Annotated in this window: 8 protein-coding genes; all 8 read left to right on the plus strand. The window is 55.8% G+C overall.

The annotated features are described in order from the left end of the window. The first annotated feature begins 286 nt into the window (after positions 1–286). The 8 genes from NZ823_07875 to NZ823_07910 all read left to right on the plus strand — a co-directional run bounded on the left by NZ823_07875 (position 287) and on the right by NZ823_07910 (position 10,812). Positions 287–1,024, plus strand: coding sequence for a C4-type zinc ribbon domain-containing protein (locus NZ823_07875; protein ID MCS6805046.1), 738 nt, complete (start codon positions 287–289; stop codon positions 1,022–1,024). Between the two features lie 39 nt (positions 1,025–1,063). Further along, entirely contained in the window at positions 1,064–2,248 is a 1,185-nt protein-coding gene (locus NZ823_07880) for a phosphopentomutase (GenBank protein ID MCS6805047.1), read from the plus strand. Positions 2,249–2,965: 717 nt separating this feature from the next. Continuing rightward, a complete protein-coding gene (locus tag NZ823_07885; GenBank protein MCS6805048.1) occupies positions 2,966–6,253 on the plus strand; it encodes a S41 family peptidase in 3,288 nt (1,095 codons plus the stop codon). A gap of 8 nt (positions 6,254–6,261) precedes the next feature. Continuing rightward, positions 6,262–7,326 (plus strand): thiamine-phosphate kinase, encoded by a 1,065-nt coding sequence (gene thiL, locus NZ823_07890; GenBank protein ID MCS6805049.1) that lies wholly within the window; start codon positions 6,262–6,264, stop codon positions 7,324–7,326. Continuing rightward, positions 7,323–7,937 carry a molybdenum cofactor guanylyltransferase gene (locus tag NZ823_07895; protein ID MCS6805050.1) on the plus strand — a complete coding sequence of 205 codons (615 nt, stop codon included), beginning with the start codon at positions 7,323–7,325 and terminating at the stop codon, positions 7,935–7,937. Before thiL ends, NZ823_07895 begins: the two co-directional genes overlap by 4 nt. Before the next feature lie 196 nt (positions 7,938–8,133). After that, the gene (locus tag NZ823_07900; protein ID MCS6805051.1) at positions 8,134–8,709 is read left to right on the plus strand and encodes a sulfotransferase domain-containing protein; all 576 of its coding nucleotides are present in this window, start codon (positions 8,134–8,136) and stop codon (positions 8,707–8,709) included. Positions 8,710–8,962: 253 nt separating this feature from the next. Next, entirely contained in the window at positions 8,963–9,280 is a 318-nt protein-coding gene (locus NZ823_07905) for a hypothetical protein (GenBank protein ID MCS6805052.1), read from the plus strand. A 506-nt stretch (positions 9,281–9,786) separates the two neighbouring features. Next, positions 9,787–10,812 (plus strand): LLM class F420-dependent oxidoreductase, encoded by a 1,026-nt coding sequence (locus NZ823_07910; GenBank protein MCS6805053.1) that lies wholly within the window; start codon positions 9,787–9,789, stop codon positions 10,810–10,812. Positions 10,813–11,006 lie beyond the last annotated feature (194 nt).

Raw genomic sequence — 11,006 nt, forward strand, 5'->3', positions numbered from 1 at the left:
CTTGCCGCCGCACTCCAAAACGATGCTCCCCTGAAAATAACCATTTTCATCGTTCGTGGCGTGCGCGCAGCTCATGGGCGATGCTCCACTGCTCACTGTCCACTACCTTTGGGCAATCTGTAGCCATTTTCGTGGGAGTCTTCATTGTTGAAGCTAGCTTGTGCTATAATCGCGCTCGTCTCAAACACATGAACGATAAGGCGTATGATCAGAGATATGACTTCAAGAACACAACGGGCAAAATCCGGCTCAGGCCGGGTTGGTTCGACACTCGGAGGACCTGATTGTGAAATCAGAATTACAGAAACTGATTGCCTTACAGGAACTCGACATAAAAATCAGACAAGTTGAACGAGAAATTGCCAACCTACCAAGCAAGAAAGCCGAGATCGAAAATCAATTCAACGCTATCGCCACCGATTATCTTGACAAGAAAAACCGCTACGAAACGACGCTGCAAGAACGCCGCCAGGCCGAATTAAAACTGAAAGAACTGGAAGACAAGCTGGACAAGTACAAGCAGGATTTGATGCGCGTCAAAAATGAGCGGGAGTATGTGAGCGTCCTGCGCGAAATTGACGTGACCAAGAAGGCAGCCAGCGCCCTAGAAACGCAAATCTTGGAAAAAATCGAACAACTGGAACAACTGGAGAAAGAGCTCGACGTATTGAAGCCGGACATCGAGATAAAGCGCCGCGAGTTCGATGCCAAGATCGAAGAATGTGTCAAGCAAATCGAGAAGCTCAAAGTTGACCTTTGCACATGGCAGCAGCAACGGCAGGAATTGGTCGCCACCGTGCCACCGGACATTCTGAATCGTTACAACCGACTCGCTCAATTACGCGATGGCCTCGCACTAGCCGAAGTCCGTGATGGGTCATGCACAGCCTGTTTTATGACGGTTCGCCCGCAGGCTTACGCAGATGTTCGCCGAGGCGATATGCTGATTAACTGCGATAATTGTGGACGTATTTTGTACTACAAACATCCTGCTCCAATGCAGGAGTCGCGGTCAGCCGGTTGATGTCTCGGCATCGAGTGGGTTACCTCGTGGAGCATTCGTATGCCTCAAGGGAAAAAGTTCAATCGCGTTGTCCTCATGGTGCTGGACAGCGTCGGTATCGGCCAGATGCCGGATGCCGGCGAGTATGGTGATGAAGGCAGCGATACGCTGGGTCATTTATTTGAGTACCGCCCCGTAGAGGTTCCCAATCTGCGCCGCTATGGACTGGGCAACATCCGACCGATGAAACTTCCACCGGCTGCACAGCCCGAAGGCGCCTTCGGACGTGCGGCCATCGCCTCCCGTGGTAAAGATACAACGACGGGTCATTGGGAGATGGCCGGCCTGCTCACCGAGGTTCCGTTCCCGACGTATCCTCACGGCTTCCCTGATGAAGTTGTCAAACCGTTTGAAGAAGCGATTGGCAGAAGCGTACTGGGCAACTATCCGGCATCAGGCACGGAGATCATCGAGCAGTTAGGCCAGGAACACATGCGCACGGGTCGGCCGATTCTGTACACCTCAGCCGATAGCGTATTCCAGGTGGCCGCGCATGAGGACGTCATCCCCGTTGAAGAACTCTATCGCATCTGTGAAATCGCCCGCCGGCTGCTGACCGGCAAGCACCGCGTCGGGCGCGTCATCGCCCGGCCATTCATCGGTCAACCAGGCCACTTCAAACGAACCGAGCGCCGGCGCGATTATGCGATTGAGCCTCCCGGCGCCACCATGCTTGATCTGCTCAAAGAAGCCGGCTATCAAACTATCAGTGTCGGCAAAATTGGCTCTATCTTTTGCCATCGAGGCTTCACGCAAGAAATTCCCGCCGGCAATAACATGGCGTCCGTGGATGGCACGCTGCGGGCATTGCGCGAGACCGCTTCGGATGGCCGTGGCTTGATTTTTGTCAATCTGGTTGATTTTGACATGCTCTACGGCCATCGCAATGACCCAGAAGGGTACGCCCGCGCGCTGGAAGCATTTGACGCGCGGCTGCCGGAAATTGAAGCTCACCTCAAAGACGACGACCTGTTGATGCTCACAGCGGATCATGGCTGCGACCCGCTTACACCTTCAACCGATCACTCACGTGAATATGTGCCGATCCTTGCCTATGGTCGCCGTGTTACGCCCGGTGTTGATTTGGGCATTCGTTCAAGTTTAGCCGACCTCGGTCAAACCATTGCTGAGAACTTCGGCCTGCGCCTGTCGCAGGGGCAGAGCTTCCTCGACGTAATCGCTTAGCATACAGAAGCAGGGACACGACACGCCCAGCTCTAAGCAGCTCGAGAGTTTCCTCGACTTACTCGATTAAGAGCGACTTCAATTGCCTTTAGCCTGGTGGCCCAGCATCCTGCGAGCTCATGCACGCTGCGTGCGCCATTGGTATCTACACATCTCTAGCCCCGTCAGTCGCTATTGAATTGTCAACGCGAGCATACGCCAAGAGACGCCCCGACAACCGAGCGCCGCTGCCGCACCATACGCCAATGCGCAGCCGGCCGCGGTTTTTGGCGTGCGGTGACGTGTCACCGCTTTCAAACGCTGCAACATCTCGCAGCACTCCAAAGGGAGATGGACGCTCACTCAGAGGCTTCACGTCTGGCTACCCTTGTGTGCGCGGCTGCCACCCGCGAAGCAACAAATTCATTTGCCATAACGTGACTAAATGCCGAGTGAAGGTTGCACATTCCCGCTTCAGTTAGTTTAGGTCTCGCCATGCTTTTGGCTTCACAAACGTGGTCTTTTTCTCCACGGTTTAGATCAGACGAGCGAATTGTTCAACAAGCCTGGTTCCCTGCTCATGAAGGCAGGCACTCAGCCGCTTGTCAACATGGGCATAGGTCCGCGCCGTGCTTTTCGCGCTGCCAATGGCGGCATTCCCTTGACAGCCAACGGAAAACATATCATCTTGCTCGCTCAGCAGACTCAATTGATAAAAACCATCGAGGAGGCTTGTCTATGCGTCATGATCTAGCACGGCCACAGATTCTCATTCTGGCCGCGTTCATACTGAGCTTGTTGATGACGGGTTCGGCTTGGGCACAAACCAAGCTGTTACGATTTCCGGATATTCATCGAGACAAAGTGGTCTTCTGTTATGCTGGCGACCTGTGGATCGCCCCTTCGACCGGTGGCACGGCGATGCGACTGACGGCGCATGACGGACTTGAGTTATTCCCCAAGTTTTCGCCCGATGGCAAATGGATCGCGTTCACCGGCCAGTATGACGGCGACGAGCAAGTTTACGTCATGCCGGCCGGCGGCGGCCCGCCAAAGCAATTGACCTACTATCCCGCGCGCGGTCCGTTGCCACCACGCTGGGGCTACGACAATCAGGTCTACGGCTGGACCAATGATGGCAAGATTCTATTCCGCTCGATGCGTGACGGATTTGATTTGACCGACACGCGGCTATACACAGTTAGCATGGAGGGCGGCCCGGCCGAGCCATTGCCGATGCCGGTTTCCGGCGCGGGCGATCTTTCACCAGACGGGAAGAAAATAGCGTACTCGCCGCTGGTGCGCGATTTCCGCACGTGGAAACGCTATCAAGGCGGTTGGGCGCAGGACCTCTACATCTTCGACCTGACGACGTATGCGCTTCAACGCATCACCGAGCATCCACGCACGGATCGTGACCCAATGTGGATCGGGAACAAAATTTATTTTGCTTCAGACCGTGACGGCACGTTGAATATCTACGCTTACGATGTCGCGTCAAAAAAGACGGAGCAGATCACACGCAGCACAAAATGGGATGTGCGATGGCCAAGCCGTGGCGAGGACGGCGAGATCGTCTACGAGCTAGGCGGCGAGTTGAGCGTGCTCGACACCAAGTCTGGCCGGTCCAGGCAAATTTCTATCTTCGTGCCAAATGATGGCGTCGCCATGCGACCGGCGCGCGCGTCAGCCGAGCAACTGGTCGAAGATTTCGCGCTCAGCCCCAAAGGCGAGCGCGCGTTGTTCGTCGCTCGAGGCGATGTATTCACGGCGCCGATTGAGCACGGCCCAACGCGCAACCTGACCAGTTCTTCCAACGCCCATGATAAGTGGGCTCGCTGGTCGCCAGATGGAGCCAAGATCGCTTTCATTTCAGACCGCACCGGCGAGGAAGAAATTTACCTGATCAATCAAGACGGCTCCGGCGGACTCGACCAACTGACCAGCGGCGGTAAGGCTATGCGCTATGCGCCTGAATGGGCGCCCGATGGGAAACGGCTCGCGTTTAGCGACAAAGACGGCAAGCTCTACGTGCTCACCGTGGAAGATAAGAAATTGCTTGAGATCGCCGACGAGAAGCGCGGCCAAGTGCGCGATTACACCTGGTCGCCCTGCGGCGGCCATCTGGCGTTCAGTTTGTCCGACCCAACCGGCTTCCGCTCGCTCTACATCTGGAGCGTCAGTGACGGGCAAACGCGTCGCATCACCGACGAATACTTCACCGAGTTCAATCCAGCCTGGGACCCTGAAGGCAACTACTTATATTACGTGAGCAACCGTGAGTTCGCGCCTCAGATTTCCACGGTCGAATGGAATTTTGCTGGCGCTCGTCAGGCGGGCATCTTTGCGCTGGCCTTGCGCAAAGACGTGAAGCACTTGCTGCCGCCGCAAAGTGACGAAGTCACCATTGAGAAAGAAGCCGAGAAGCCAAAAGCGCCAGAGGAAAAGAAGGATGACAAGAAGAAAGAGTACATCAAGATTGACTTTGACGGACTGGCCGGCCGGGTCACGCGCATCCCGATTCCGTCGGACAATTACAGCAATTTGACGGCGATCAAAGGACATCTGCTGTACGTGCGTGGCGCGCCATTTTACTACGGACGCGAAAGTGACCGAAAACCGGCGCTGCACATCTTCTCCATCAAGGACCGTAAAGAGACCGTGTTGGTTGAAGACGCCTCCGCGTATGCGGTCTGCGCCGATGGTTCTAAAATTCTCGTGCGCGAAGGATCGGCCTACAACCTCTACAAAGCCGCGCCGGACGGAAAAGGCTCAAAGAAAACAGTCTCTACCAAAGGCCTGATGGTCAATCGCGTGCCGGCAGAGGAGTGGGCGCAAATCTTCGATGAAGTGTGGCGACGTTTCCGCGATTTCTTCTACGTCGAGAACATGCACGGCTACGATTGGAAGGCTATTGGCGAGCAATACCGTCCGCTGCTCCAGCATGTGGCGCACCGCTCTGATCTGAACTACGTGCTCGGCGAAATGGTGGCCGAATTGAATGTGTCCCATGCCTATATCTCAGGTGGAGAATTCGATATTCCGCCTCGTCCGCGCGTGGCACTGCTCGGAGCGCGCTTCACACTGGACAAAGCATCAGGCCGTTATCGCATCAGCAAAATCTTCAAAGGCCAGAACGAAGAAGACCGCTACCGGTCGCCGTTGACGGAGGTCGGCATCAATGTCAACGTCGGCGATTACCTGTTGGCGATTGACGGCGAAGAACTCCGCGCCAATGATGACCCTTACCGGTTGTTGCGCCACAAAGCGGATCGTCCAGTGCAACTGACGGTCAACGATAAACCTGAGATGAGCGGCGCGCGACAGGTGATGATCAATCCAATCTCTGATGAGAGTGAGCTGATCTACCTGGAATGGGTCACGCGCAATCGCGAGAAAGTTTCGCAGATGACCAACGGCCGCGTCGGTTACTTGCACATCCCGGACATGGGCGCAGACGGCATCCGCGAATTCATCAAATGGTTTTACGGTCAGGTGCGCAAGGAAGGACTGATTATTGACGTGCGCGGCAATGGTGGCGGCAACGTCTCGCAGATGCTGATCGAGCGATTGCGACGGGAATTGTTGGCTACTGGCTTCTCTCGAACCAATGACGATCCGACGACCTATCCCGGCACGTTACTGCACGGGCCGATGGTCTGCTTACTGAACGAAACGTCGGCTTCCGACGGCGACATCTTCCCGGCAATGTTCAGGCAGGCAGGATTGGGCCCACTGATCGGCAAACGCTCGTGGGGCGGCGTCGTCGGCATCACGAATCGCGGGCCGCTGATTGATGGTGGCGTTGTCAATGTGCCGGAGTTTGGCTTCGCTTCACCCGACGGCAAGTGGATCATCGAGGGCCACGGCGTTGACCCGGACATTGTCGTCGAAAATGATCCGAAGTCAGTCATCGAAGGTCGAGACCCACAACTGGAGCGCGGCGTGGAAGAAATCCTGAAACTGCTCAGGCAAAATCCTAAAAAACTGCCGACCCGACCGGCGCCTCCGGTGAAGACCAAATGAGATGATCCATGGCGTCAATGAACCACGAAGCATCATTCGTGGAGATTGGTGCCATGCATGGCTCGTTGTCCATGTTCAGCGAAGCAACGCTCATCGCACAGATCGCCGCGCTCGCCGAGCGTTCGGCTGAAGACGTGATCCTCGGCATCGGGGATGATGCGGCCATCATTCGCAAAAATGAGCAGCAATGGTGGCTGCTCTCGATTGACTCGCAGATCGAGAACATTCACTTTCAGCGTCACTACACGCCGCCGCGGATGCTTGGGCACAAGGCGCTGGCTGTCAATTTGAGTGACATCGCAGCAATGGGCGGCACGCCGCGATTCGCGTTGCTCTCATTGAGTCTGCCCAAGGATACCGAGCCGTCGCTTGTCGAGGAACTGCTGGCCGGAATGTTGGCGCTGGCTGATCAACATGCGACCACGCTTGTTGGCGGCGACATTACTGCTTCACTGAGCGGTCTGACGCTCACGTTGACCATCATTGGCGAATGCGCAGCGGGACGTGCGTTGCGCCGCGCGGGAGCGCGGCCGGGCGACTGGATTTTTGTCACCGGCAGACTGGGGCTGGCTGCAATAGGACTTCGCTTGCTGCAACACGGCTACCGTTTTGCGCCTGAATTGCCGGCTCATCTGCAACAGCCGATTCTGGCTCACCTTCAGCCGACGCCTCGCTTGGAGGTTGGCCGCGCTCTTGCCGAGCGCCAACTGGCCACGGCGCTCATTGACATCAGCGATGGGCTTTCAACAGACCTGCATCATATCTGCCAAGCCAGCGGCGTGGGCGCTGTCATTCATGCAGCCGACCTGCCAATCGTGAAAGAATTGCCGCAGGAGGCTCACCTGACAGCGCTGGACGCAGCATTGAACGGCGGCGAAGATTATGAACTCTTGTTCACGGTGGCGCCGGAAGATGTCGGGCAGATTGAATCACTGCGAGCGCAACTCGGCGACTTGCCAATCACCATGATTGGCGAGATCACCAACGAGCCAGGCCGCGTGTCGTTAGAGCAAGCGGGAACATTGACCCCGCTGCTGCCACGCGGACACGATCATCTTCGACGGGAAGGATGAAAGACGATTCATTCACTCACACGCTATCACTCAGCGTATTCATTCAAGCCGGCGGTCACAGCTCGCGGATGGGCTGCAACAAAGCGTTGCTGCCGCTGGGCAGCCAGACGTGTATCGAACGGGTGCTGGCCGTCGCTATGCAAATTTCCCCTTCGGTTACCATTGTGGCCAACGATGCAAATTCCTACCGGTTCTTGAACTGCCCGCTGATTTCGGACACGTATCGTGGGATTGGCCCGCTGGGCGGAATTCATGCAGCCCTGCAACACTGCCAGGCCGACTGGGCGTTGATCCTCGGCTGCGACCTTCCATTTCTCACAGCGCCACTGCTCCGTTATTTGATCGCTCAGGCCAATGACTTTGACGCGATTGTGCCCCGCAGCGAAGATGGACGACTTCAACCATTGTGCGCGCTCTACGCGCGACGTTGCTTGAGTGAGGTGATCCGTTTGATTGAATCAAAGGAATTGGCGCCGCGCGCGCTGTTTCCTCGTGTGCGGACGCGCGTGGTCCAGTGGCGTGAACTCAGTTCCCTGCCCGGCGCCCAGTGGTTCTTCTTCGACATGAACACGCCGGACAGTTATGAACGCGCCAAAGCCTTATGTCAGTGAATCTGTCAGGTCCCCCATAGGGCTGGTTCATGCCGAAAGCTATGAACGCGCCAAAGCGTTATACCGGTTGCAGCGGGAAAGACCACGTTTTATATTGTGCGCTCAGCAAGGAATCGTCCCTATGCTAGGGCACGCCACGAAGAATGCAAATGGAGCACAGGCGGGAATGCCTGTGCCACATTCTTAAGGGAGCACGATGATGGATCGCAATACGGTTGTAGTCGTATCAGGGCTGCCTCGCTCAGGCACATCCATGATGATGAAGATGTTGGAAGCGGGCGGACTGGAGCCGCTCACCGATCATATCCGCACGCCCGATGAAGACAATCCCAAAGGCTATTACGAATTTGAGCGGGTGAAGAAATTGCCCGACGATACAGCGTGGCTCGAAGAGGCCCGCGGGCGTGTGGTGAAGGTGATTTCGCGTCTCCTGTTGCATCTGCCGCCGACCTACACTTACAAGGTCATCTTCATGCGTCGCAAGATGGAAGAAATTCTCGCGTCACAAACGCAGATGCTGATTCGACGTGGCAAGCCAACCGACACGGTTAGTGATGAGAAAATGGCAGCCCTCTTCCATAAGCATCTGCTGGACGTTGAGGCCTGGATTAAAACACAACCCAACATGGATGTGTTGTACGTCAGTTATAATGAGCTGCTCGACGCCCCCAACGATCATGTCGCTCGGATCAACGAATTTCTCGGCGGCACTCTCAATGTGGAAAAGATGAGCACCGTGATAGACCATACGTTGCATCGGCAGCGACGATAGTGTTGCTTATCATTGAAAGCATGCCGTGCGAGTGCTGTTATCAATCGCAGGATCGCGCCTGCGCCATTAAAGCCCCATCAGCTCATTTGAGTAGTGTTTGTGTAAAACGTGGGTGATAGAAAATGATCACGGTGTTGTTCGAGTCTGAGCAGAACAAACGGGAAGAATGTGAGCATCAGGTGTATTTTTTCATAGCTCGGCCTGCTCATAGCAGATGAGAGCCCGGAAATCATCGAACTGGGGAAACGCTTTGATGAAGGTCAAGTTCATCGTAGAGCTCAAGAGACTCAGCCGTATCACCTCTGCGGTTTTAGGCACACAGATGCTTGGTTGGATTGCAACATATATCCCAGCATTGATCGAACAGTTGGAGAGATTGGGCGTGTCGGTCAGAGTTGACGATGCGGATAATGGAGCGTTTGATCTAATTCATATTCACATTCCAGGCTCCACAGCGAAAAAAGTCATGAGCACCAGAATCAAGCCAATCATCTTCCACGCACACGGGTGGCGTTTTGAACCGAGCGAGCTGCGGCAGCAACGGCGGCGGCAGCCGCGCACTAGAGAATAGCCAGACGTGAAACATCTGGGTGAGCGTCATCCCCAATCCCTCGCGCCTTCAACAGCCGCCACCTGTTCCCTCATCAGCTCGTTCATGCTGTCCGGTCGCCGGCCACGCACGCGCACATTTCGGCGCGTCTCCAACGCGCCACGATTGTTTGGTCTGTTGTTCCAGACGTTGCACGGCTGGCTACCTTCTCTGAGGCCGCTTGCGCGGCCTCTGGAAGGTGATCCACTATCATGACAATGTCACACAAATGTACACGGAAAACTAGAGGCTGTTGCTTGGGATGTTCTGCTCCTGCTTGCCGATTACGTTGCTCACTCCATCGGATGACTGACTGGCATGAGTCATACCATGGGACGTTCTACTCCTGCTGCGTCCAGGTCATTTCACCAAACACGGCCTTTCTCTGAACTACTGGTCTTTTCCTTTGATCATTCTCCTTGACACTTTGCGGAATTGACGTCATGTTACACAGCCTCGTTCTGTTCAGGGACAATGGAGGATTTCTCATGAGACTCGGATTGAATCTCGGTTACTGGAGCGCAGAGCCTTCAGATCATGTCACATTAGCCCGCGAAGCGGATCAACTCGGCTACCATTCTGTGTGGACGGCGGAAGCATGGGGGTCAGACGCAGTTACGACGCTGACGTGGTTGGCCGCCAAGACGGAGCGCATCAACGTTGGCACGGCCATCATGCAGATGCCAGCTCGCACGCCTGCTATGACAGCTATGACGGCGGCGACGCTCGATCATTTAAGCGGTGGCCGATTTCTGCTTGGCCTGGGCGTGTCCGGTCCACAAGTAGTTGAAGGATGGCATGGCGTGCCCTATGGTAAGCCGCTGGTGCGCACACGTGAGTATGTCGAGATTGTCAGAACGATTCTCAAGCGTGAGCAGCCGCTGGAGTATCACGGCGAGCATTACCAAATTCCCGTCAAAGGTGGTACGGGATTGGGCAAACCGCTCAAGCTGCTGCTGCATCCGCGACGCGCTCAGATCCCGATTTATCTGGCAGCCGTCGGGCCAAAGAATGTTGCCCTGGCTGCCGAGATTGCTGATGGGTGGCTGCCGGTTTTCTTCTCGCCGCAGCGCGTGAATTTGTATCGCCAGTGGCTTGACGAAGGATTTGCCCGCAGAAGCGCAGCCGCGGCTGAGGCCAGCTTTGATATTGCGCCGACAGCATCGGTTGTTGTTGGCCAGGATGTCGCCGCCTGCCGCGCCAAGGTCAAGCCGCTGCTGGCGCTCTATATCGGCGGCATGGGCGCGCGCGGAAAGAATTTCTATAACGACATTGCCCGTCGTTACGGGTACGAAGAAGCGGCTGAGCGCATTCAAGAGCTCTACCTTACCGGTCGCCAACGAGAAGCTGTTGCCGCCGTACCCGACGCACTGGTTGATGAGGTCGCGCTGTGCGGCCCACGCGAGCGCATCGCTGATCAATTGGCAGCGTGGCGTGAGGCCGGCGTGACGACGCTTCTGTGTGGTACTGATGACGTCCAGACTTTGCGCATGATGGCCGAGTTGGTGTTATAAGCCCATCTCTTCGATGCATGCTTAGTAGGTGGACAACCGTTCTGGGACATTTTGGGGGACGGGATATTTTGGAGTGCGGTGACGCTCACCGCTTTCCGGCCAAAGCTGCAACACGTCGCAGCATTCCAACAACGCCACGAACTTTTGTCACGTTACTTTGAAGGCTGACGTCCGGGGTGCGCTGCGGAAGAACA

Source organism: Blastocatellia bacterium (assembly GCA_025054955.1).
In the GTDB taxonomy this organism is placed as follows: domain Bacteria; phylum Acidobacteriota; class Blastocatellia; order HR10; family J050; genus JANWZE01.

Bases quoted from the DNA above. Each gene is read 5' to 3' on its own strand.
- NZ823_07880 (MCS6805047.1), top strand. From the start codon at position 1,064: ATGCCTCAAGGGAAAAAGTTCAATCGCGTTGTCCTCATGGTGCTGGAC.
- NZ823_07885 (MCS6805048.1), top strand. From the start codon at position 2,966: ATGCGTCATGATCTAGCACGGCCACAGATTCTCATTCTGGCCGCGTTC.
- thiL (MCS6805049.1), top strand. From the start codon at position 6,262: ATGGCGTCAATGAACCACGAAGCATCATTCGTGGAGATTGGTGCCATG.
- NZ823_07895 (MCS6805050.1), top strand. From the start codon at position 7,323: ATGAAAGACGATTCATTCACTCACACGCTATCACTCAGCGTATTCATT.
- NZ823_07900 (MCS6805051.1), top strand. From the start codon at position 8,134: ATGATGGATCGCAATACGGTTGTAGTCGTATCAGGGCTGCCTCGCTCA.
- NZ823_07905 (MCS6805052.1), top strand. From the start codon at position 8,963: ATGAAGGTCAAGTTCATCGTAGAGCTCAAGAGACTCAGCCGTATCACC.
- NZ823_07910 (MCS6805053.1), top strand. From the start codon at position 9,787: ATGAGACTCGGATTGAATCTCGGTTACTGGAGCGCAGAGCCTTCAGAT.